Consider the following 21,101-nt stretch of genomic DNA (forward strand, 5'->3'; position numbering starts at 1 on the left):
CCTCAGGGGGTTTCGATGCGGCGCTGCAGCAGGTTGATCAGCAGCAGCAGGATGAAGGAGACCACCAGCATCAGCACGCCGATGGCGGTGGCGCCGGCGTAGTCGTACTGGTCAAGCTTGACCATGATCAGCAGCGGCAGGATCTCGGTCTTCATCGGCATGTTGCCGGCGATGAAGATCACCGAGCCGTACTCGCCCACGCCCCGGGCGAAGGCCAGGGCGAAACCGGTCAGCCAGGCCGGCAGCAGCGCCGGCAGGAGGACGTGGCGGAACACCTGCAGCGGCCTCGCACCCAGGCAGGCGGCGGCTTCTTCCACCTCGCGGGGGATGTCGGCCAGCACCGGCTGCACCGTGCGCACCACGAAGGGCAGGGTGACGAAGGTCAGCGCCAGGGTGATGCCCAGCGGGGTGTAAGCGATCTTGAAGCCCAGGTCGGTGGCGAACTGGCCGACCAGGCCGGCCGGCGCATACAGCGCGGTGAGGGCGATGCCGGCGACGGCGGTGGGCAGGGCGAAGGGCAGGTCGATCATCGCGTCGATGATCTTGCGCCCGGGGAAGTCGTAGCGCACCAGCACCCAGGCCAGCAGGGTGCCGATCAGGCCGTTGATCACGGCGGCGGCCAGCGCGGCGCCGAAGCTCAGCTTCAAGGCGGCCAGCACCCGGGGTGAACTGACGATGCCCCAGAACTGGGTCCAGCTCAGGTCGAAGGTCCGAAGGAACATGGCACCCAGCGGGATCAGCACCAGCAGGCTGAGGTACACCAGCGTGTAGCCCAGCGTCAGCCCGAAGCCGGGTATGACGGGGGAGATACGTCGAGACATCATCTGTCCTTTTTCTGCGTTGGAACGCTCAAGCCCGATGCCGGCCGTCGCTGGCCCGGGCACGGCAAAGGGAAGCTCGCGCTTCCCCTTGTCCGGGCGGAACTGGAACCCGCCCTTGTTTCTGCTTCAGCGGCGCGTCATTGCGCCTGGTAGATCTGGTCGAAGATGCCGCCGTCGTTGAAGAACTTCGGTTGCGCTTCCTTCCAGCCGTTGAAGTCCTTGTCCACGGTGACCAGCTCCAGTTTCGGGAACTGGTTGGCGAACTCGGCAGCGACCTTCGCGTTGCGCGGGCGGTAGAAGTTCTGCGCGGCGATGCGCTGGCCTTCCTCGCTGTACAGGTACTGCAGGTAGGCTTCGGCGACCTTGCGGGTGCCCTTCTTGTCGACGTTCTTGTCGACCACGGAAACCGGTGGCTCGGCGAGGATCGACAGGCTGGGCGCGATGATCTCGAAGTTCTCGCCACCCTGCTCCTTGAGGGCCAGGAAGGCTTCGTTCTCCCAGGCCAGCAACACGTCGCCGATGTTGTTGTTGACAAAGGTGATGGTCGAACCGCGGGCGCCAGTGTCGAGAACCGGCACGTGCTTGTACAGGGCCTGCACGTATTCCTGGGCCTTGGCGTCACTGCCGTACTGCTTCTTGGCCCAGGCCCATGCGGCCAGGAAGTTCCAGCGGGCGCCACCGGAGGTCTTCGGGTTCGGAGTGATGACTTCCACGCCTTCTTTGGTCAGGTCGCCCCAGTCCTTGATGCCCTTGGGGTTGCCCTTGCGCACCAGGAACACAATGGTCGAGGTGTAGGGGGTGCTGTTGTCCGGCAGGCGCGCCTGCCAGTTCTCGGGGATCAGCTTGCCCAGCCTCTGAAGCTCGTCGATGTCGCCGGCCAGCGCCAGGGTCACCACGTCGGCCTTGAGGCCGTCGATCACCGCACGTGCCTGCTTGCCCGAGCCACCGTGGGATTGCTGGATCTTCACGTCTTCGCCACCCTGGGCTTTCCAGTGCTTGGCGAAGGCAGCGTTGTAGGCCTGGTACAGCTCACGGGTCGGGTCGTAGGAGACGTTGAGCAGTTCGGTCGCGGCGGCCACAGGGCCGACCACCAGGGTGGAAAGCAGGGCACCGGCCAGGCTGGCCAGGGCGAAACGGCGGATGGACATGGAGGCTCCTCAGAATTCGGTCGTGTCGGCGAGGGTGTTGTCATTGGGCACGGCCGAGCGGCAGCGTGCGGGTGGCCCGCCGAAGCGATCGGCGCGGCAGCCCTCCGGATGTCCAGTCGGGCGCGTGTCTCAACCGTGCTTGGCCGGTTGCTGCAGGCGGAATTTTTCCTTGCGTTCGATCTGGACCACCTGCCCGTTGTGGACGGTGATCTCGACGGCACCGAACCGCAGGCCGTTCAGTGCATTCTGGATTTCGCGCAGGATGCTGGCCTCGTCCTGCCCGTCGATGCTACGGAGGGTTGCGCTCATGATCGTGCTCCTTGATAAGAGGCCCCGCGTCGATGAACAGGGTTGTTCGCGCGGCGTGGGCGCATTTAAGCAAGGCGTGAATATTCTTAAAAATACTATTTAAGAATTTTTATATAACCTTCTTGCAGGTTGGCGTCAGATCAGAGGAATCTGCTCCGGGTGCTCCTGCGGGTGAGTCACCTGGTACCACTCCGCCTCCAGCTCCGCCGCGGGGCGCGGGCGGTTGAACAGGTAGCCCTGGCCCTGGTCGCAGCCCAGACCCAGCAGCGTCTCGATCTGCTCCTGGCGCTCGATGCCTTCGGCCAGTACCTGCAGGCCCAGGCTGTGGCCGAGGGCAGTCACCGCGCGGGCGATGGCCATGTCGTCCTGGTCCTGGGGCAGGTTGCGCACGAAGCTCTGGTCGATCTTCAGTTTCTGCACCGGCAGGCGCTTGAGGCGCTGCAGGGAGGAATAGCCCGTACCGAAGTCATCGATGGCCAGGCGCACGCCCAGGGCGCAGAGGCGCTGGAGCAGCTCCAGGGCGGTGTCCGGATCTTCCATCACCGCGCTTTCGGTGATTTCCAGCTCCAGGCGTGCCGGTTCCAGGCCGGTTTCCCTGAGCACGCGGGCGACACGGGTGTCCAGCTCACCGCGGTTGAACAGGCGGCAGGATACGTTCACCGACATGAACGACAGGGTCAGGCCGCGCTCGCTCCAGCTCTGCATCTGACGGCAGGCGCGCTCCAGCACCCAGGCATCGATGGCGCCCACCAGGCCGCTTTCCTCCGCCACCGGGAGGAACTCGCCAGGCGGCACCAGCCCGCGTTGCGGGTGCTCCCAGCGCACCAGGGCTTCGGCCCCCAGCAGGCGGCCGGTGGTCAGGGCGTGGATCGGCTGGTAGTAGACCCGCAGCTCGTCCTGCTCCAGAGCCTGACGCAGGGCGCTGACCAGCTCCACCCGCTGGCGGGCCTGCTCGGTGAGGTCGTGGCTGTAGAAGGCGAAGGTCTCGCGGCCCGCGCTCTTGGCCTTGAACAGGGCCGAATCGGCGTTGCGCAGCACCTGCTCGACATTGGCGGCATCGTCGGGAAAGCGGGTGATGCCCAGGCTGGCGCTCATGAACAGGGCGCGGCCCCCGGATTCGAAGGGCGCCTCCAGGCGCTGCTGGATGCGCCCGGCGAGGTCGGCTGCCTGCTCGGCGCTGCACCGTTCGGCCAGCAGGCCGAACTCGTCGCCCCCCAATCGGGCCAGGGTCATGCCGCCCTCGGCCAGCGGGCCCAGGCGCTCGCCCACGGCCTTGAGCAACTGGTCGCCGACGTTATGGCCAAGGCTTTCGTTGATGTGTTTGAAGTGGTCCAGGTCCAGCAGCACCACGATCCCCTCGCGGCCTTCCCGGCGGGCCCGCTCCAGGGCGTGCTCCACGCGCTCGGTGAACAGCAGACGGTTGGGCAGGCCGGTCAGCGGGTCGTGGTGGGCGAGGAAGTCCAGCTCGTTCTGCGAGCGCTTGATGGCGCTGATGTCGGAGAACACCGCCACGTAGTGGGTCAGTGCCCCGTCCTCGTCGTGGATGGCGCGGATGTTCTGCCACAGCGGGTAGGTCTCGCCGTTGCGCCGGCGGTTCCAGATCTCCCCGCTCCACTCGTTGCGGTTGGCCAGGGCACTCCACATCGACTGGTAGAACGCGCCATCGTGCCGGCCGGACTTGAAGAGCATCGGCGTGCGGCCGATCACCTCCTCCTCGCTGTAGCCGGTGATGCGGGCGAAGGCCCGGTTGACGTGGACGATGCGCTGCTCCGCATCGGTGACCAGCACCCCTTCCTGGGTGCTGTCGAACACCGCCGCCGCCTGGCGCAGACTGGCGTCCTGCTCCCGGCGCGCCTGCAGGTAGGCCCTCAGGCGGCGCAGGTACAGGCAGATCAGCAGATAGAGGAAAGCGCTGCTGAGCAGCACGAAGAACAGGCCCTTCGCCGATTGCAGCAGGTCGCGCTGGGCATCGCCGAGCGGTAGCTGGCGCAGCAGGCGATCACTGAAGATGACCCACAGGCAGGACAGCAGGAAATAGGGCAGCACCACGCGCATGGCGCTGAATCGGGCTCTCATGGGGTGGTCGGGGCCGTGTCGGATTTGTGATCGGTTGCGCATTATAGATGAACGCGCATTCATCTCTTTCTTATCTAAAGAACAGGATGGTTTTCTCACGAAGCTTGGGGATAATGGGGCCGTTTGTCCGACAAATCATCGCGGGCAGATCTCGTTCCTTCTTCCCCCGAGGTTATGCACCCCATGTGGTACAACGGTTTTCTCGACCTGTCGGCCTGGCAGCTCGTGGCAGTCACCCTGGTGATGACCCACATCACCATCGTCAGCGTCACGGTCTACCTGCATCGCTACTCCGCCCATCGTTCCCTCGAACTCCATCCGGCCCTCAAGCACTTCTTCCGGTTCTGGCTGTGGCTGACCACCGCCATGAACACCCGTGAATGGACGGCCATCCACCGCAAGCACCACGCCAAGTGCGAAACCGCGGACGATCCCCACAGCCCCGTGCACAAGGGCCTTGCCACCGTGTTGCGGCGCGGTGCGGAACTCTACCGTGAAGAGGCCCGCAACGAGGAGACCCTGCGCATCTACGGCAAGAACTGCCCCGATGACTGGCTCGAACGCAACGTCTACTCGCGCTACCCCATCGGCGGCGTGACCCTGATGGCGATCATCGACCTGGCGCTGTTCGGCGTCGCCGGCATGACCGTCTGGGCCGTACAGATGATGTGGATCCCCGTCTGGGCCGCCGGCGTCATCAATGGCCTCGGCCACGCCATCGGCTACCGCAACTTCGAATGCCGCGACGCCGCTACCAACCTGGTGCCCTGGGGCATCCTCATCGGCGGCGAAGAGCTGCACAACAACCACCACACCTACCCCAACTCCGCCAAGCTCTCGGTGAAGAAGTGGGAGTTCGACCTGGGCTGGGCCTGGATCAAGCTGTTCAGCCTGTTCGGCCTGGCCAAGGTGCAGCGCGTGGCGCCCATCGCCCACCAGGTCGCCGGCAAGGGCAACCTGGACATGGACACCGCCATGGCCATCCTCAACAACCGCTTCCAGATCATGGCCCAATACCGCCGCCTGGTGATCGCCCCGCTGGTGAAGCAGGAGCTGGCCAAGGCCGACGAGTCGGTCCGCCACCTGTTCCGCCGCGCCAAGCGCCTGCTTTCCCGCGAGACCAGCCTGCTGGACGACGGCCACCACGCCCGCATCGCCGCCATGCTGGAGCAGAGCCAGGCCCTGCGCACCATCTACGAGAAGCGCCTGGCCCTGCAGCACATCTGGGCCAAGACCAGCGCCAACGGTCACGAGATGCTCGAAGCCATCAAGCAGTGGGTACACGAGGCCGAGGCCAGCGGCATCCAGTCCCTGCGGGACTTCGCCGAGCAGCTCAAGACCTACTCGCTGCGCCCGGCGACTGCCTGAGGTCCAGCGGGTTACGGAAAGGCCGGCACATGCCGGCCTTTTTCATGCCCGCGCATCACGCCACCCAGCCGTCCACCCAACGAGCGCGCAAAAAAAACCGCCCGGGGAGGGGCGGCTGGAACAGGACACCGGGCGGGTTAGGAGCGGATACCCGGTGTCAGGAGGTCAGGGAAGGAAGGAAACGCGGTCACTCAACTGTCCTGGGCGGTGTCGGCTGGTTGCTCGGCGCCTTGCCGGGCGACGGCGTGCTCATGAGCGGCCTCGATGGCGCGCTGCTGATACTGCGCATTTCGCGCAACAAAGGCAGAGGACTCTTCAGCGAAGGAGAACTGGGCGAAGGACAGGGCGAAAGCGGCGAAGCTGGCAGTAACAAGGAGATTGCGCTGCATGGCGTGATCCTCGGCGGGATGCATCTGGGAACGGGGGCCATCTTAGGCGTCGGCCCCACCCCGAAAAACCGCCAGGCAGGTGAATCACAATTGCTTCTAGCGCAACAATGAGCTCGGTCGCGCCCAGTGCCGAGGGTCGTCCAGCACCGCGTCGTCCTGGGCGAACAGCGGCGGCAGTTCGGCCTTGAGGAAGTCCACCCAGGTGCGGATCTTCGCGTCGATGAAATGCCGCGACGGGTAGATCGCATAGATGTTGCGCTCGCGCAGGCGGTGTTCCGGCAGCAGCCGCAGCAGGCTGCCTTCGCGTAACGGCTGGCAGGCGACGAAGGAGGGCAGCAGGCAGAAGCCCATGCCGGCCTGGGCCGCCCGCGCCAGGGACTCGGCCACGTTCACCTGGAAGGCCTCCGCCGGCAGCACGTCGTATTCGCCGTGCTCGTCGCTCAGGGTCCAGTTGTCCTGGTAGAGCGGGTCCAGCAGGCGCAGGTAGCGGTGCCGGCGCAGGTCCGCCGGACCAGTGGGCACGCCGTGGCGGGCCAGGTAGTCGGGCGAGGCGCAGAGCACGCTGTACATCTGCCCCAGGGACTGGGCGATGCGCTGGGAGTCCGGCAGCTCGCGGGCGAAGGTCAGCACCACGTCCTGGCCGTCCTCGATGGGGGCGGGGTTGCGCTGCGACAGCGTCAACTCCACCACCACCTCCGGGTACAGCGCGCTGTAGCGGGCCACCAGCCCGGTGACGTGCTGCAGGCCGAGGCCGGTCATGGTGTGCACCCGCAGGCGGCCGCTGGGCTTGAGGTGCGCCCCGCGCGCCTCGGCGGCGGCCTGGTCCACCTCGTCGAGGATCGAGCGGCAGCGCTGCAGGTAACGCTCGCCCACTTCCGTCAGCCCCAGGCGCCGCGTGGTGCGGTGCAGCAACCGGGCCTGCAGCTGCTGCTCCAGCTCCGACACCAGGCGCGACACCTGGGCGGTGGACAGGTCCAGGGCCTGGGCGGCGGCGGTGAAGCTGCCGGTCTCGATGACGCGAACGAACACACGCATGCTGTTCAGGGTGTCCATTGTTACTCCTCGCGCAAGGCTGCTTCTCTGGGGGCGCTGATTATCAGGGAAAAGCGGCCCAATATACTGCCGTGCCGAACTGTTTCCCATTTCGCTGGTGTGCCGCCTTCCGGCCCGTTCCGTGGCCTTGCGGCCTGTTCGTCCAGCGCCGCCAGAGGTAATCCATGACCCCCGATCAACGCTTCGCGCGCCGGGTCCGCACCGCCATCGTCGCCTTCGTCCTGCTGTTCGCCTACTTCCTTGCCGCCGACCTGTGGATGCCCGTCACGCCCCAGGCCCAACTGACCCGCCCGGTGGTGCGCCTGGCGCCCCGCGTCGGCGGCCAGGTGCTGGACGTGGCGGTGGTCAACAACCGCCATGTGGAGGCCGGCCAGGTGCTGTTCCGCCTCGACCCCGAGCCCTATCGCCTCGCCGTGGCTGCCGCCGAGCTGGCCGTGGAGGCGGCCGCGCGGGACAACGCCGAGCTGGATGCCGGCCTGGCCGCCGCCCGGGCCTCGCTGCATGCCGCCGAGGTGACCGCCCGCGAGCTGGAGCGCGAGACCGACCGCCTTGCACGCCTGGTGCAGACCCAGCACGTCTCCCGCCAGCTCTACGAACAGACCGAGTCGCGCCGCAGCGCCGCCCGCGCCGACGTCCTCGCCGCCCAGGCACACGTCCGCGAGCAGGAGGCTCGCCGGGGCACCGCAGGCGCCGACAACCTGCGCCTGCGCCAGGCCCGCAACCAGCTGGAGCAGGCCCGCCTGCAACTGGCCTACACCGAGGTCCGCGCCGAGCGCGCCGGGGTGGTCAGCAACCTGCAGCTCTCGCCGGGCGCCTACGTCGCCGCCGGCACCCCGGTGGCGGCCCTGGTGGCCGACGAGGTGGACATCAGCGCCGACTTCCGCGAAAAGGCCCTGCGCTACGTCGGCCCGGGCGATGCCGCCGCCGTGGTCTTCGACGCCTGGCCGGGGCACATCTTCCCGGCCCGGGTCAGCGCCATCGACGCCGGCGTGCGCGAGGGCCAGCTCGATGCCAACGGCGACCTGGCGGCTCCCGCCAGCTCCGACCGCTGGGTCCGCGACGCCCAGCGCCAGCGCCTGCACGTGGTGCTGGAGCAGGCGCCCGAGGCGCCCCTGCCCAGCGGCGCCAAGGCCACGGTGCAGCTCTACCCCCACGCCTCGCCGCTGGCCAGCGCCCTGGGCCGCGCGCAGATCCGCCTCATCGCCTGGCTCCACTACATCTACTGAGTCCGACAATGAAGCGCGCCCTCGACGAAAACGGCCTGCGCCAGTGCCTGCGCCTGGCCTGCGGCGGCACCCTCGGGCTGTTCGTCTGCAAGCTGATGAACTGGGACAACGGCTCGTTCTTCTGCGTCTACCCCATGCTGCTGCTCGGCCTGCTGCCCACCCTCAACGCCCACCTGATCCGCCAGTTCCTCGCCCAGGCGGTGCTGGTGAGCCTGGAGACGCTGGTCATCTACGGCCTGTTCGGCGACCGCCCGCTGCTCATCGTGCCCCTGGTATTCCTCGCCTTCCTCTGGCGCTTCGCCCTCATGGCGCGCGGCCCGCTGTTCCTGTTCGGCGCCCTGGGCTGCGTGTTCCTCTCCATGCAACTGCACTTCGCCAGCTACCCAGACACCCACCTCTACGACCTGGTGGCCAGCAACCTGGTGGCCGCCGGCCTCACGGTGCTGATCGCCTGGCTGATGTTCTACCTCTTCCCCGACGCCGAGCCGCGCGCGCCCCGCGTCCTCCCGGAGAAGGACCTGCCCAGCCGGCGCCACGAGGCCGTGCTCGGCGCCAGCCTCGCCACGCTGTCCTTCATGCTCTTCCAGGCCCTCGACCTCAGGGACTCGCTGTCGGCCCAGATCGCCTCGATCCTGGTGCTGTTTCCGATGCACTGGCACGGCATCCGCTTCGCCGGGCGTATCCGCGCCCTCGGAACCCTGCTCGGCTGCGTCATCGCCCTCAGCCTGCAACTGCTGCTCTACGACCACTACGACGTACTACCGCTCGTCACCTCGCTGTACTGGATCGCCGCGTTTTTCTGTGCCCGGGTGCACGTATTGGAGGGTGCACAGGGGGTTGGCTTCGGCGCGCTGACAACTTTGGCCATCGTTTTCGGTCAATACCTGACGCCGAGTCACGACATGATGTTCAGCCTGGCCTATCGGCTCAGTTCGGTTTGCGTAGCGGTCTTCGTCACCCTCCTTGCGGTGTTCGTCCTGCACCGGCTCCTCAACCGTTTTGCCGCCACCCGCCATCAGAGCCATGTGTGATTCGGCCTTGCACCGCCTGCCCGGGATGGGCGGGTTCAACCCGATCGAGGACGCGAAGGAAGGCTATGGGACGGATGGAAAACCTGGACGAAATACCCAGCGAGGCGGAAAAGCTCACCCTGGCGCTGCTGCACAGCCGGGGTGAGGTGGAGCGCCTGCGCGAACGCGAGGCGCTGTTCAACGTGCTGCTGGGCAGCGTCAACGCCGTCCTCTGGGCACTGGACTGGGAGGCGCAGAAGATCGTCTACGTCAGCCCCCACTACGAGCGCCTGTTCGGCCGCCCGGCCGAGCTGCTGATGGTGGACGTCAACGAATGGCGCAACTGCATCTACCCCGACGACGTCGAGTACGCCGCCAGCAGCCTCGCCCAGGTGCTGGAAAAGGGCGCCATCGAGGCCCGCGAGTACCGCATCTTCCGCGGCGACGGCCAGGTGCGCTGGCTCAGTGACAAGTGCTTCGTCAGCCGCCAGGGCCAGGCCGGGCAGACCACCCTGGTGGTGGGCATCGCCGAAGACATCACCGAGAAGAAGACCCTGGAGGCCGAACTGCAGCGCCTGGCCACCACCGACGTGCTGACCGGCACCAGCAACCGCCGGCACTTCTTCGAAAGCGCCCAGCGCGAGCTGGACGTCGCCGAGCGTTACCAACGGCCCCTGGCCTTCCTGCTGCTGGACATCGATGACTTCAAGCAGGTCAACGACACCTTCGGCCACCAGGTGGGCGACGTGGTGCTGCAGCGCATCGCACGGTGCGGCGCGGGTGCCTTGCGGCGGGTCGACCACTTCGGCCGCATCGGCGGCGAGGAATTCGCCGCCGTGTTCCCCGGCTGCGACCCGGCCCAGGCCCTGCAAGTGGCCGAGCGCCTGGAGCGCGAAGTGCAGCGGCTGTCGTTCAGCGCCAACGGCAAGGTGTTCAACGTCACCCTCAGCCAGGGCCTCACCACCCTGCGCCCCGGCGACACCCTCGAACAGCTCTACACCCGCGCCGACGAGGCCATGTACACCGCCAAGCGCAACGGCAAGAACCAGATCGTGCAGGTGTAGCCGATTGCCCTCGTAGGGTGGACGTCGCATTTCACGTCCACCAGCGGAGCCTCGGGTGAGCACCGTCGGTGGACCGGTGAAGCGGGGTCCACCCTACCCCCGCCCCTACGGCTGGAACGGCGACTCGCTGAGGATCACCCCCGTCTCGTCCACATAGCGCTGCCTGCTGCGTAGTGCGGACGTCGCTCTTCACGTCCACCAGCGGAGTCACGGGCGAGCACCGACGAAACGTGCTCTCCCTTCACTCCTCCACCTCAAAGAGCGCAGGCGGCACGGCATCGGTCAGCCACACGCCGTTGTCCGCCCGGTAGAAGCGATGCCCGGCCTGGTGCATGCGTGCGGCGGCGATGCGCAGCAGCACCGGTCGGCCGTAGCGGGTGCCGACGGCGATGGCGGTGTCGCGCTGGTCCGAGAGGTGCACATGGTGGCGATTGCCGGGGCGCAGGCCCTCGGCGCGGATGGCGTCCATGAAGCGCGAGGCGGTGCCGTGGAAAAGGTGCTCCGGCGGCACCTGCTCGACGTAGTCGATGGCCACGCCGGCAGCGGTGTGGCCCTGGGCGGCGCGGATGCGCTGACCGTCGTCGGAGAGGCTGAAGCGCTTCTTGTCGTTGCTCACCACCACCTCCAGCACCTGCTCGCGGTCGATGGCCTGGCCAGCGGCGCGGGCGAGGCGGATGAGGGTGTCGAGGTCGGCCCAGCCTTCGCGGTCCAGGGTCAGGCCGATGGCACCGGGCTGGTGGCGCAGGAGGTAGCTGAGGTACTTGCTGAGGGTAGTGAGGCGTTTGTCCATTCGGGGTGGGGTCGTGTCGTCCATGGGGCGGCCAGTTTAAGGGTTGTCACCGGTCGGCGGCAGGGGAAGCGTCCCTAGTCAGGTCTATTTGATAAGCATTATCATCTCGCTCCCTTCCTGGCCCCGCCGGCTTCTCCATGCCCGACCAGCCCCTCCCGCCGACCCTTGCCGAGGCCGAGCGCGCGAAAGCCGCGCCGCGCGAGGTGCTGCTGCGCACCTTCCTCGCCGAGCGTTCGCGCATGGAGGCGCTGGTGAATCGCCGGGTGCGCTGCCGGGCCACGGCGGCGGACCTGGTGCAGGAGCTGTTCCTGCGCTTCTGGCGGCGGGCCGACGCCCAGGTGGAGGACCTCGCCACCTACCTGCTGCGCAGCGCGCGCAACATGGCCATCGACCACCTGCGCAGCGAAGGTTCGCGCTCGCGCACCGAAGCCGGCCTGCTGGCCGAGCAGCACCTGCCGGAGCCCGCCGACCCGGAGGCGGCCCTGGCCGCCGGCCACGACCTGCGCCACGTACAGGCAGCCCTGCGTGCGCTGCCCGAACGCACCCGGCACATCTTCCTGCTCAACCGCATCCACGGCCGCACCTACGGCGAGATCGCCCAGGCCATGGGGCTGTCCCAGAGCGCGGTGGAAAAACATATGATGCGCGCCTTGGAGGCCTGCAAGGCCAGCCTGACGGAGCCCGCCGCCAGCCCATCGCCCGGGAGCGCGACCTGATGAAGCCCGATCCACAACGGCCGCCAGCGGCCAGCCCTCGCCAGAGCGCCGTCGAGCAGGCGGCCTGGCTGTGGGCGGGGCGCATGCAGGACGATCCCGATGCCGGCCAGCGCGAAGCCTTCGAGCGCTGGCTCTACGCCGATGTTCGCCATCTCGATGCCTACGCCCAGGCCGAGGCGCTCTGGCGCCGCACCTGGCCGGCCGCCGCGCTGCTGGCAGAGGAGGAGGCGGACCAGTTGCGCCAGTACCTGGCGCCGCGTCCCGTGCCCTCGCACCGGCGCACCCGCTGGGGCGGCGTGCTGGCCATGGCCGCCAGTCTGGTGCTGATGGTGTGGGCCGGTGGCTGGCACCCGCTGGACCGCCTGCAGGACCTGGGCGCCGACTACGTGTCCGCGCCGGGCGAAGTACGCACCCTCACCCTGGCCGACGGCTCCCGGGTGGTGCTGGATGCCGACAGCGCCCTCAGCGTCGACTACCGCGCCGACGAGCGCCATGTGGTGCTGCACCGGGGCGGTGCCTACTTCCAGGTCACCCATGGCGAGCCGCCCTTCGTGGTGGAGGCGGCCGGTGGCGAAGCCCGCGTGCTGGGCACCCGCTTTGGCGTGCGCCTGCAGCTCGGCGGCGCACGGGTCACCGTGGAGCAGGGGCGGGTGGGCGTCCGTGCCCGGGCGGATGCCCCGCAGCAGGTGCTCACCGCCAACCAGCAGGTGCGTTACCTCGACGGCCGCGGGGGCGAGGTCTACCCGGTGGATGCCGAGGCCCAACTGGCCTGGCGCCAGGGCCGGCTGACCTTCTACAAGACGCCGCTGGCCGACGTGCTCGACGAGCTGGGCCGCTACTACCCGGGCCGCATCCTGCTGCTGGACACCGACCTCGCCGGGCAACGGGTCAGCGGCAGCTTCCCCAACAACGACCCCCGCGCCGTGGTGGATGCCCTGGGCGCCGTGCTCGGCTTCCAGCGCCACGAAGTGCTGGGCCGGGTGATGGTCCTGCGCTGAGCTGTCAGCCACGTTCCGCCGCCCTTCCTTCTCGCGTCTCCCCCGCCTGGCGGTCACGGCAACGCCGTGGCCTGTGGAAAACCGCCTGCGTCGTTCCGACGTCGCCTGCCGCCTGTGGAAAAAACTTCAGGGCAGGGGTGAGGTGTTCCCGCTCGGCATCCGTGTAGGGGTGATGGAATGCGATTTATTCGCAACTAAAAGCCACAGCCAGGGGTACGCCTTACATGAATCACAGCTCATCGCGGTTGCAGCGCGGCGCCTTCAAGCGCCTCGGACTGGTCTCGGCACTGCTCGCCCTGGGGAGCATCCCCTGGGCGCCCCAGGCCCTGGCCGAGGCCCCGGCGGCGCTGGCGCAGGAGCAGGTCTTCGCCCTCGAGGCGCAACCCCTGGCCCCGGCCCTGGCCGCCTTCACCCGCAGCACCGGGCTGGCGGTGGTCTACACCCAGGCCCTGCCGGAAGGGCGCAATGCACCCAGCGTGAAGGGCCGGATGAGCGCCGAGCAGGCCCTGGCGCGTCTGCTGGCCGGCAGCGGTTTCAGCTTCACCGAGGCAGCGCCGGGGACCCTGACGCTGGTGCCGGTGGCCAGCTCCGACGCCCTCGACCTGGGCGCGGTGAACGTCGACGGCACCCGCCAGGCGGAAAGCGCCGCCAGCTACCAGCCACCGCCCACCACCCGCCTGGCCCGCAGCGACACCCCGCTGCTGGACATCCCCCAGGCGGTGGCCGTGGTCCCGGCCCAGGTGCTGGTGGACCAGCAGCCACAGAACCTCGACGACGCCCTGGCCAACGTCAGCGGCATCACCCAGGCCAACACCCTCGGCAGCACCCTGGACGCGGTGATGAAACGCGGCTTCGGCGACAACCGCGACGGCTCGATCCTGCGCGACGGCATGCGCACCATCCAGGGCCGTAACCTCACCGCCAGCGCCGAGCGCGTGGAAGTGCTCAAGGGCCCGTCCTCGATGCTCTACGGCATCCTCGACCCGGGCGGCGTGATCAACGTCATCAGCAAGAAACCGCAGCTGCAGGCCTACCGCGCCATCACCGCGCGCGCCTCCACCTACGGCGACGGCAAGGACGGCAGCGGCGGCACCCTCGACGTCACCGGCCCCCTGGGGGATTCCGGCCTGGCCTACCGGGTTATCGCCGACTACGACGACGCCGACTACTGGCGCAACTTCGGCCACAGCCGCGACAAGACCTTCGCCCCCTCCATCGCCTGGTACGGCGAAGACACCACGGTGAACCTCAGCTTCGAGCACCGCGAGTACAGCACCCCCTTTGACCGCGGCACCGTCTTCATCAACGGCAAGCCCCTGGCGGTGCCCGCCGAGCGCCGCCTGGACGAGCCCTACAACGTCACCGAGGGCCGCTCGGACCTGATGATCCTCGACCTCGAACACCAACTGAACGAGGCCTGGAAGGCCCACTTCGCCTACAGCTACAACCGCGACACCTACGACGACTACCAGGCGCGGGTACAGAGCCGGAACGCCAACGGCACCCTCAGGCGCCGCCTGGACGGCACCCGGGGCGCGGTGAGCACCGAGCACTTCGCCACCTTCGACCTGGACGGCCAGGTGCAACTGGGCGGCATGCAGCACGACCTGCTGATGGGTGTGGACCACGAGTACCGCAAGTTCTTCCGCGAGGACCTGATCCGCCAGACCACCAGCCTCGGCTTCAACCCCTGGAGCCCGGTATACGGGCAGGTGCCGGTGCCCACCACGGTGGCCGCCGGCGACAGCGACCAGACCGACCGCGTGGTCAGCCAGTCCGCCTTCTTCCAGGACTCGGTGCACCTCAACGAGCAGTGGATCTTCATCGCCGGCGCCCGCTACCAGCTCTACGACCAGCTCGCCGGCCGGGGCCGCCCGTTCACCAAGAACACCGACATCGACGGCCAGCTCTGGGTGCCCAGGGTCGGCCTGGTCTACAAGATGACCGACGAGCTGTCCCTCTACGGCGGTTACACCGAATCGTTCAAGCCCAACTCCACCATTGCGCCCTTGACCGGCACCGGATCGGTGAACGAAATGGCGCCGGAGGAAGGCAAAAGCTGGGAGATCGGCGCCAAGTTGGACATGCCGGGACGTATCACCGGCACCCTGGCGCTGTTCGACATCGTCAAGGAGAACGTCGCGGTGACCGAACTCGATGGCTCCAACCGCGCGGTTGGCGAAGTCCGCTCACGGGGCATCGAGCTGGATGTGACCGGTCAGGTCACCGACAACCTCAGCCTGATCGGCACCTTTGCGTGGCTGGATGCGGAGCTGACCAAGGACCCGCTCTACAAGGGCAATGAACTGCAGAACGTCGCCCGGCGTACCGCCTCGCTCTCGGCAGTCTACGACTTCGGTCCGCTGTTCGACGGCGACCGCCTGCGCGCCGGCCTGGGCGGTCGCTATGTGGGTTCCCGTGAGGGTGATGTCGCCAACAGCTTCGAACTGCCCCACTACACCGTCGCCGACGCCTTCGCCAGCTACGAAACGCCCCTGGGCAACGACAAGCGCCTCAAGCTCCAGCTCAACGTGAAGAACCTCTTCGACAAGACCTACTACAGCTCCTCGGTGAACCAGTGGAACGTCTCCATCGGCGACCCGCGCCTGGTGCAGCTTTCCAGCACCCTGGCGTTCTGAGTACCGGTCCACCCTGCGTCCGGCATTGCGCGAGATCGCGGTGCTGGGCTTTCGCGGATGAATCCGCTCACACAAGGTAGCCTCGCCGGCACATCACCCGTAGCCCGGACTTCAGTCCGGGGAATGGCACGCGCGCCCATACCTGCCAGGGGTTCCCGGGCTGAAGCCCGGGCTACCCGTACAGCCGGCGCCCCTGATGCGCAGGCCATCGCGGATGAACCCGCCCCCCCAGTCCCGTAGGGTGGACGTCGCTTTTCACGTCCACCATCGGAGCCCCGGTCGGCACCGCGTGGTGGACCGATGGAGCGTGGTCCACCCTACATCCGGTATCGGGAAGCCGCTACGAGGCCAGCGCCTCCAGCACGGACAAGGGCACCCAGCCCGTGCGCAGGGACGGCAGGTGTTCGCACCAAACCCAGCCATTAAGCTGCCGGCCCCCTTGAAGCATGTCGCCGCACTCCACGTCCAGCTCGCGCGCCGTGTAGTCCTCCCGGGCTCGGCCGTGCTGGATGCCGTCCACCACGTCCCCCCACTCGATCACCTGGGCCGGCACCCAGCCGCCGGGTTGCGAGGGGGTTCCGGGCAGGGTGCAGAAATACCAGTGCTCCCAGCCTTCCTGGCCGTCGTAGCACTCGCCGATCACCAGGGGCTCGCCGGCCGTGAATGCCAGCGGTTCGGGAAACTCGCTTCGATGGGCGGTGTGGGCGATAAAGCGCGTCATACGGGAGTCTCCTCCGTTGTGGACAGGGGATGCTCGGGGGCGGGTTGGCTTCTGTCAAAGATCGGCCGGGTGCTCCGCTTCCTCCCGGCGCAGCGCGCAGGGGGCGTCGCCTTTCACGTCCACCATCGGAGCCCCGGTCGGCACTGCGTGGTGGACCGATGGAGCGTGGTCCACCCTACATCTGGCGACGCTCCGAGCAGATATCGCGATGGATCGTTAACCTCACCGTAACGATCCGCCGCCGGGCTTGATTGATGACCCATCGGCCGCGCTCCTAAGGTGCGCTCCACGACAGCGGAACCCGTGGAGCCACCATGACAACAACACCCACCTCCCCGCCGCAGTGGTCGCGTCGGCGCGCGGAAAAGCAGCGCCGCCTCGACCGCGTGCGCCACCTCGCCGACGGCGCGGTGCTGCCCGGCGAGCGCATCGTCGAGGCCCTCGAAGCCCTGATCGCCCCCGGCGACCGGGTGGTACTCGAAGGCAACAACCAGAAGCAGGCGGACTTCCTCTCCCGCGCCCTGGCCAAGGTCGACCCCGGCCGCCTGCACGACCTGCACATGATCATGCCCAGCGTCAGCCGCGCCGAGCACCTGGACCTGTTCGAGCGCGGCATCGCCCGCACGCTGGACTTCTCTTTCGCCGGCCCGCAGAGCCTGCGCATCGGCCAACTGATGGAAGACGGCCTGCTGGAAGTCGGCGCCATCCACACCTACATCGAGCTGTACTCGCGGCTGGTGGTGGACCTGATCCCCAACGTCACCCTGGTGGCCGGCTTCATGGCCGACCGCGAGGGCAACCTCTACACCGGCCCCAGCACCGAGGACACCCCGGCCCTGGTGGAGCCCACGGCCTTCTCCGACGGCATCGTCATCGCCCAGGTCAACCAGCTGGTGGACGACGTGCGCGACCTGCCGCGCGTGGACATCCCCGCTTCCTGGGTGGACTTCGTGGTGGTGGCCGACAAGCCCTTCTACATCGAGCCGCTGTTCACCCGCGACCCGCGCCACATCAAGCCGGTGCACGTGCTGATGGCGATGATGGCGATCCGCGGCATCTACGAGAAACACAACGTCCAGTCCCTCAACCACGGCATCGGCTTCAACACCGCCGCCATCGAGCTGATCCTGCCCACCTACGGCGAATCCCTCGGGCTGAAAGGCAAGATCTGCCGCAACTGGACGCTCAACCCGCACCCGACGCTGATCCCCGCCATCGAGACCGGCTGGGTGGAAAGCGTGCACTGCTTCGGCACCGAGCTGGGCATGGAGGGCTACATCGCCCAGCGCCCGGACGTGTTCTTCACCGGCCGCGACGGCTCCCTGCGTTCCAACCGCATGCTGTGCCAACTGGCCGGGCAATACGCGGTGGACCTGTTCATCGGCGCCACCCTGCAGGTGGACGGCGACGGCCATTCCTCCACCGTCACCCGCGGCCGCCTGGCGGGCTTCGGCGGTGCGCCGAACATGGGCCACGACCCGCGCGGCCGGCGCCATTCCACCCCCGCCTGGCTGGACATGCGCGCCGAACCCGAGGCCCTGCTGGCGCGCGGCAAGAAGCTGGTGGTGCAGATGGTCGAGACCTTCCAGGAAGGTGGCAAACCCACCTTCGTCGAGACCCTCGACGCCGTCGACGTGGCCCGGAAGACCGGCATGCCCCTGGCGCCGATCATGATCTACGGCGACGACGTCACCCACCTGCTCACCGAGGAAGGCATCGCCTACCTGTACAAGGCGCGCTCCGATGAGGAACGCCGCGCCATGATCGCCGCCGTCGCCGGGGTCACCGCCATCGGCCTGCGCCACGACCCCAGGGACACCGAGCGCATGCGCCGCGAAGGGCTGATCGCCCTGCCCGAGGACCTCGGCATCCGCCGCACCGACGCCAGCCGCGAACTGCTCGCCGCCAAGAGCATCGCCGAGCTGGTGGAGTGGTCCGGCGGCCTCTACAACCCGCCCGCCCGCTTCAGGAGTTGGTGATGAGCGCACTCACGTTACGCGACGCCGACCTGCCCCTGGCCGACTGGCTGGCGGACCGGGCGGTGGACGCCCTGATCGACGAGGCCGACCTCACGCCCAAGCCGGGCCTGGTGGACCGGCGCGGCAGCGGCGCCCACACCGACCTGCACCTGGGCCTGATGCACGCCTCGGCGCTGTCGCTCTGGCCCTGTTTCCGGCAGATGGCCGAGGCTGCCCTGCAGCACGGCGAGGTCGGCGTGCCCCTGCGCGAAGCCATGGGCCGCATCGGCCGCGAAGGCGAGGCGGCGATGCTCGCCACCACCGCTGGGGTCAACACCCACCGGGGGGCCATCTGGGCCCTCGGCCTGCTGGTGGCGGCCTGGGCGCTGGAGCCCGACAGCCGCGACGCCCGCGCCATCGCCCTGCGGGCCGCCCGCATCGCCCTGATCGACGACCCCGCCGCCCCCGCACCGCGCAGCCACGGGGCCGAGGTGTGCCGTCGCTACGGTGTGCGCGGTGCGCGGGAAGAAGCACAACTGGGCTTCCCCGCCGCCCTCGACCACGGCCTGCCACAGCTGCAGCGCAGCCGCGCGGCCGGAGTCGGCGAGCAGAACGCCCGGCTCGATGCGCTGCTGGCGATCATGGCCGAGCTGTCTGACACCTGCGTGCTCTGGCGCGCCGGCCCGGAGGGGCTGCAGGCCACCCGCGACGGTGCCCGCGCGGTGCTCGCCGCCGGGGGCGCCGCCAGCCTCGCCGGGCGCCGTCAGCTGCGCGCACTGGAGGCGCGCCTGCTGGCCCTCAACGTATCCCCGGGCGGAGCCGCCGACCTGCTGGCCGCCTGCCTGTTCCTCGATCAAGCCGGGAGCCTGTGACATGGAAACCCTGACCTTCGAATTCCCCGCCGGGCAACCCGCTCGCGGCCGCGCCCTGGTGGGCTGCGTCGGCTCCGGCGACCTGGAAGTGCTGCTGGAGCCCGGCCGTGCCGGCACCCTGGCGATCCAGGTGATCACCTCGGTGAACGGCAGCGGCCCGCGCTGGACGCAGCTGTTCCAGCGCCTCTTCGCCGGCCAGCAGTTGCCGGCCCTGAACATCGACATCCACGACTTCGGCGCCACGCCGGGGGTGGTGCGCCTGCGCCTGGAGCAGGCCCTGGAGGAGGTGGCCCATGACTGATACCGCCCGCCTGCTGGCGGCCCGCAGCTTCGTCGAACTGGGCGCTCGCCAGCGTGCCCGCGCACTGCTGGACGCCGGCACGTTCCGCGAACTGCTCGGTCCCTTTGATCGCGTCATGTCGCCCTGGCTGGTGCAGCAGGGCATCGTGCCCCAGGCCGACGACGGCGTGGTGGTGGCCAAGGGCAGCCTCGACGGCCGCCCCCTGGTGATCGCCGCCATCGAGGGCGCCTTCCAGGGCGGCAGCCTGGGCGAAGTGGGTGGCGCGAAGATCGCCGGCGCCCTGGAACTGGCGGTGGAAGACAACCGCCAGGGCATCCCCACCGCCGCCGTGCTGCTGCTGGAAACCGGCGGCGTGCGCCTGCAGGAAGCCAACCTGGGCCTGGCCGCCATCGCCGAGATCCAGGCCGCCATCGTCGCCCTTCGCCAGCACCAGCCGGTGGTGGGCGTGATCGCCGGGGCCGTGGGCTGCTTCGGCGGCATGTCCATCGCCGCCGGCCTGTGCAGCCACCTGCTGGTGACCCGCGAGGCGCGCCTGGGCCTCAACGGCCCCCAGGTGATCGAGCAGGAAGCCGGCATCGAGGAGTACGACGCCCGTGACCGGCCCTTCATCTGGAGCCTCACCGGTGGCGAACAGCGCCACGCCTGCGGGTTGGCCGACGCCTACGTGGCCGATGACGTGGTCGCCCTGCGCGAGGCCCTGACCGGCCTGCTGGCGGCTGGTGAACCCGCTGCCCCGCGCTGCCGCCGCCCCGACGAATTCCTCGCCCGCCTGGCCCGGCTGGGGGAGGACTGTGACCAACTGGACGCCGCCCAGGTGCGCGCCCTCTACCAGGGAGAGCTGCAATGAGCCGAGGATTGAACTGGCTGCACGGCCTGGCCGGCGGCACCCCGCTGGCGGGCTTCCCCGCTTCGGTGCAGGTGATCGACGGCGAGGTGGGCAGCCGCGCCGCGCGCTTCATCGCCGTGGTGCCCGACCCGCGCAACCCCTTCCCCCGCGCCCGCAACGGCGAGGTGGGCCTGCTGGAAGGCTGGGGCCTGGCCAAGGCCGTGGATGACGCCATCCGGGCCGATGCCGGGCGTGCCGACAAGCGCGTGCTGGTGGCGGTGGTGGACGTGCCCAGCCAGGCCTACGGCCGCCGCGAAGAGGCCCTGGGCATCCACCAGGCCCTGGCCGGCGCGGTGGACGCCTACGCCCGTGCCCGCCTCGCCGGGCACCCGGTGATCGGCCTGCTGGTGGGCAAGGCCATGTCCGGCGCCTTTCTCGCCCACGGCTACCAGGCCCAGCGGCTGATCGCCCTGGACGACGCCGGGGTGATGGTCCACGCCATGGGCAAGGCCGCTGCCGCGCGCATCACCCTGCGCAGCGTCGACGAGCTGGAAGCCCTGGCGGCCAAGGTGCCGCCCATGGCCTATGACCTGGACAACTACGCCTCCCTCGGCCTGCTGTGGGAGCGCCTGGCTGTGGATAACCCCGACAGCCCCGGCGCCGCCGACCTCGACCGGGTGCGCGACTGCCTGGTGCGCGCCGTGGTGGACATCGGCACCGGCACCGGCCTGTCCAACCGCCTCGGCGCCGAGAACCGCGCCGCGTCCTCGGCGGTGCGCGCCCAGTTGCGGGCGCAGTGGTAAGGCCCGGCCGGGA

At 68.8% G+C, this 21,101-nt stretch carries 20 protein-coding genes; 12 read left to right on the plus strand and 8 right to left on the minus strand.

Annotated elements, in window-relative coordinates:
* Positions 1-2 precede the first annotated feature (2 nt).
* The 4 genes from cysT to dibA form a co-directional block, all read right to left on the minus strand.
* Positions 3-821 carry a sulfate ABC transporter permease subunit CysT gene (gene cysT / locus A7D27_RS22380; protein ID WP_069566131.1) on the minus strand — a complete coding sequence of 273 codons (819 nt, stop codon included), beginning with the start codon at positions 819-821 and terminating at the stop codon, positions 3-5.
* A gap of 137 nt (positions 822-958) precedes the next feature.
* Entirely contained in the window at positions 959-1,969 is a 1,011-nt protein-coding gene (locus A7D27_RS22385) for a sulfate ABC transporter substrate-binding protein (protein WP_069566132.1), read from the minus strand.
* Between the two features lie 129 nt (positions 1,970-2,098).
* On the minus strand, positions 2,099-2,278 hold the full coding sequence (gene oscA / locus A7D27_RS22390) for a sulfur starvation response protein OscA (protein ID WP_069563332.1): 180 nt from the start codon (positions 2,276-2,278) through the stop codon (positions 2,099-2,101).
* A gap of 135 nt (positions 2,279-2,413) precedes the next feature.
* Positions 2,414-4,354 (minus strand): phosphodiesterase DibA, encoded by a 1,941-nt coding sequence (dibA, locus tag A7D27_RS22395; RefSeq protein WP_069566133.1) that lies wholly within the window; start codon positions 4,352-4,354, stop codon positions 2,414-2,416.
* A gap of 183 nt (positions 4,355-4,537) precedes the next feature.
* Between dibA and desA the strand changes: the two genes are divergently transcribed.
* On the plus strand, positions 4,538-5,722 hold the full coding sequence (gene desA / locus A7D27_RS22400; protein ID WP_069563334.1) for a delta-9 fatty acid desaturase DesA: 1,185 nt from the start codon (positions 4,538-4,540) through the stop codon (positions 5,720-5,722).
* Positions 5,723-5,913: 191 nt separating this feature from the next.
* Here the strand turns inward: desA and A7D27_RS22405 are convergent, their stop codons facing one another.
* Together A7D27_RS22405 and A7D27_RS22410 are read right to left on the minus strand one after the other, a co-directional pair.
* Complete coding sequence (locus A7D27_RS22405; RefSeq protein WP_069563335.1) at positions 5,914-6,111, minus strand: hypothetical protein; 198 nt, start codon at positions 6,109-6,111, stop codon at positions 5,914-5,916.
* 96 nt (positions 6,112-6,207) lie between these two features.
* On the minus strand, positions 6,208-7,164 hold the full coding sequence (locus A7D27_RS22410) for a LysR family transcriptional regulator (RefSeq protein WP_069566134.1): 957 nt from the start codon (positions 7,162-7,164) through the stop codon (positions 6,208-6,210).
* A 164-nt stretch (positions 7,165-7,328) separates the two neighbouring features.
* On the opposite strand from A7D27_RS22410, the gene A7D27_RS22415 reads away from it, so the two are divergent.
* The 3 genes from A7D27_RS22415 to A7D27_RS22425 all read left to right on the plus strand — a co-directional run bounded on the left by A7D27_RS22415 (position 7,329) and on the right by A7D27_RS22425 (position 10,464).
* On the plus strand, positions 7,329-8,390 hold the full coding sequence (locus tag A7D27_RS22415) for an HlyD family secretion protein (RefSeq protein ID WP_069566135.1): 1,062 nt from the start codon (positions 7,329-7,331) through the stop codon (positions 8,388-8,390).
* A gap of 8 nt (positions 8,391-8,398) precedes the next feature.
* Positions 8,399-9,421, plus strand: coding sequence for a DUF2955 domain-containing protein (locus A7D27_RS22420; protein WP_069566136.1), 1,023 nt, complete (start codon positions 8,399-8,401; stop codon positions 9,419-9,421).
* Positions 9,422-9,495: 74 nt separating this feature from the next.
* Entirely contained in the window at positions 9,496-10,464 is a 969-nt protein-coding gene (locus A7D27_RS22425) for a sensor domain-containing diguanylate cyclase (RefSeq protein ID WP_069566137.1), read from the plus strand.
* 241 nt (positions 10,465-10,705) lie between these two features.
* Here the strand turns inward: A7D27_RS22425 and A7D27_RS22430 are convergent, their stop codons facing one another.
* Positions 10,706-11,254, minus strand: a complete 549-nt coding sequence (locus A7D27_RS22430; RefSeq protein ID WP_069566138.1) for an RNA 2'-phosphotransferase — start codon at positions 11,252-11,254, stop codon at positions 10,706-10,708.
* Positions 11,255-11,391: 137 nt separating this feature from the next.
* On the opposite strand from A7D27_RS22430, the gene A7D27_RS22435 reads away from it, so the two are divergent.
* The 3 genes from A7D27_RS22435 (at position 11,392) to A7D27_RS22445 (ending at position 15,607) form a co-directional block, all read left to right on the plus strand.
* The gene (locus A7D27_RS22435; protein ID WP_083265739.1) at positions 11,392-11,970 is read left to right on the plus strand and encodes an RNA polymerase sigma factor; all 579 of its coding nucleotides are present in this window, start codon (positions 11,392-11,394) and stop codon (positions 11,968-11,970) included.
* A complete protein-coding gene (locus A7D27_RS22440; protein ID WP_069563341.1) occupies positions 11,970-12,968 on the plus strand; it encodes a FecR family protein in 999 nt (332 codons plus the stop codon). Before A7D27_RS22435 ends, A7D27_RS22440 begins: the two co-directional genes overlap by 1 nt.
* 224 nt (positions 12,969-13,192) lie before the next feature.
* Positions 13,193-15,607, plus strand: a complete 2,415-nt coding sequence (locus A7D27_RS22445) for a TonB-dependent receptor (protein ID WP_083265740.1) — start codon at positions 13,193-13,195, stop codon at positions 15,605-15,607.
* 340 nt (positions 15,608-15,947) lie between these two features.
* On the opposite strand, the gene A7D27_RS22450 is transcribed toward A7D27_RS22445, so the two are convergent.
* A complete protein-coding gene (locus A7D27_RS22450; RefSeq protein ID WP_069563508.1) occupies positions 15,948-16,328 on the minus strand; it encodes a hypothetical protein in 381 nt (126 codons plus the stop codon).
* Between the two features lie 314 nt (positions 16,329-16,642).
* Between A7D27_RS22450 and mdcA the strand changes: the two genes are divergently transcribed.
* Genes mdcA through mdcE form a run of 5 tightly spaced genes read left to right on the plus strand, consistent with a single transcriptional unit; the run spans position 16,643 to position 21,088 of the window.
* Entirely contained in the window at positions 16,643-18,307 is a 1,665-nt protein-coding gene (gene mdcA, locus A7D27_RS22455) for a malonate decarboxylase subunit alpha (RefSeq protein ID WP_069566139.1), read from the plus strand.
* A complete protein-coding gene (locus tag A7D27_RS22460; RefSeq protein WP_069566140.1) occupies positions 18,307-19,158 on the plus strand; it encodes a triphosphoribosyl-dephospho-CoA synthase in 852 nt (283 codons plus the stop codon). The genes mdcA and A7D27_RS22460 overlap by 1 nt, the downstream gene beginning before the upstream one ends.
* Before the next feature lies 1 nt (position 19,159).
* Positions 19,160-19,459: a malonate decarboxylase subunit delta gene (locus tag A7D27_RS22465; RefSeq protein WP_044407138.1), complete on the plus strand. Its 300-nt coding sequence runs from the start codon at positions 19,160-19,162 to the stop codon at positions 19,457-19,459.
* A complete protein-coding gene (locus tag A7D27_RS22470; protein WP_069566141.1) occupies positions 19,452-20,306 on the plus strand; it encodes a biotin-independent malonate decarboxylase subunit beta in 855 nt (284 codons plus the stop codon). The genes A7D27_RS22465 and A7D27_RS22470 overlap by 8 nt, the downstream gene beginning before the upstream one ends.
* The gene (mdcE, locus tag A7D27_RS22475) at positions 20,303-21,088 is read left to right on the plus strand and encodes a biotin-independent malonate decarboxylase subunit gamma (RefSeq protein ID WP_069566142.1); all 786 of its coding nucleotides are present in this window, start codon (positions 20,303-20,305) and stop codon (positions 21,086-21,088) included. Before A7D27_RS22470 ends, mdcE begins: the two co-directional genes overlap by 4 nt.
* Positions 21,089-21,101: the final 13 nt, after the last annotated feature.

This window comes from Pseudomonas sp. 1D4, assembly GCF_001728925.1.
In the GTDB taxonomy this organism is placed as follows: Bacteria; Pseudomonadota; Gammaproteobacteria; order Pseudomonadales; family Pseudomonadaceae; genus Metapseudomonas; species Metapseudomonas otitidis.

Excerpts from the sequence above, each read along its gene's own strand:
- cysT (WP_069566131.1), bottom strand. The coding sequence starts at position 821 with ATGTCTCGACGTATCTCCCCCGTCATACCCGGCTTCGGGCTGACGCTG.
- A7D27_RS22385 (WP_069566132.1), bottom strand. The coding sequence starts at position 1,969 with ATGTCCATCCGCCGTTTCGCCCTGGCCAGCCTGGCCGGTGCCCTGCTT.
- oscA (WP_069563332.1), bottom strand. The coding sequence starts at position 2,278 with ATGAGCGCAACCCTCCGTAGCATCGACGGGCAGGACGAGGCCAGCATC.
- dibA (WP_069566133.1), bottom strand. The coding sequence starts at position 4,354 with ATGAGAGCCCGATTCAGCGCCATGCGCGTGGTGCTGCCCTATTTCCTG.
- desA (WP_069563334.1), top strand. The coding sequence starts at position 4,538 with ATGTGGTACAACGGTTTTCTCGACCTGTCGGCCTGGCAGCTCGTGGCA.
- A7D27_RS22405 (WP_069563335.1), bottom strand. The coding sequence starts at position 6,111 with ATGCAGCGCAATCTCCTTGTTACTGCCAGCTTCGCCGCTTTCGCCCTG.
- A7D27_RS22410 (WP_069566134.1), bottom strand. The coding sequence starts at position 7,164 with ATGGACACCCTGAACAGCATGCGTGTGTTCGTTCGCGTCATCGAGACC.
- A7D27_RS22415 (WP_069566135.1), top strand. The coding sequence starts at position 7,329 with ATGACCCCCGATCAACGCTTCGCGCGCCGGGTCCGCACCGCCATCGTC.
- A7D27_RS22420 (WP_069566136.1), top strand. The coding sequence starts at position 8,399 with ATGAAGCGCGCCCTCGACGAAAACGGCCTGCGCCAGTGCCTGCGCCTG.
- A7D27_RS22425 (WP_069566137.1), top strand. The coding sequence starts at position 9,496 with ATGGAAAACCTGGACGAAATACCCAGCGAGGCGGAAAAGCTCACCCTG.
- A7D27_RS22430 (WP_069566138.1), bottom strand. The coding sequence starts at position 11,254 with ATGGACAAACGCCTCACTACCCTCAGCAAGTACCTCAGCTACCTCCTG.
- A7D27_RS22435 (WP_083265739.1), top strand. The coding sequence starts at position 11,392 with ATGCCCGACCAGCCCCTCCCGCCGACCCTTGCCGAGGCCGAGCGCGCG.
- A7D27_RS22440 (WP_069563341.1), top strand. The coding sequence starts at position 11,970 with ATGAAGCCCGATCCACAACGGCCGCCAGCGGCCAGCCCTCGCCAGAGC.
- A7D27_RS22445 (WP_083265740.1), top strand. The coding sequence starts at position 13,193 with ATGAATCACAGCTCATCGCGGTTGCAGCGCGGCGCCTTCAAGCGCCTC.
- A7D27_RS22450 (WP_069563508.1), bottom strand. The coding sequence starts at position 16,328 with ATGACGCGCTTTATCGCCCACACCGCCCATCGAAGCGAGTTTCCCGAA.
- mdcA (WP_069566139.1), top strand. The coding sequence starts at position 16,643 with ATGACAACAACACCCACCTCCCCGCCGCAGTGGTCGCGTCGGCGCGCG.
- A7D27_RS22460 (WP_069566140.1), top strand. The coding sequence starts at position 18,307 with ATGAGCGCACTCACGTTACGCGACGCCGACCTGCCCCTGGCCGACTGG.
- A7D27_RS22465 (WP_044407138.1), top strand. The coding sequence starts at position 19,160 with ATGGAAACCCTGACCTTCGAATTCCCCGCCGGGCAACCCGCTCGCGGC.
- A7D27_RS22470 (WP_069566141.1), top strand. The coding sequence starts at position 19,452 with ATGACTGATACCGCCCGCCTGCTGGCGGCCCGCAGCTTCGTCGAACTG.
- mdcE (WP_069566142.1), top strand. The coding sequence starts at position 20,303 with ATGAGCCGAGGATTGAACTGGCTGCACGGCCTGGCCGGCGGCACCCCG.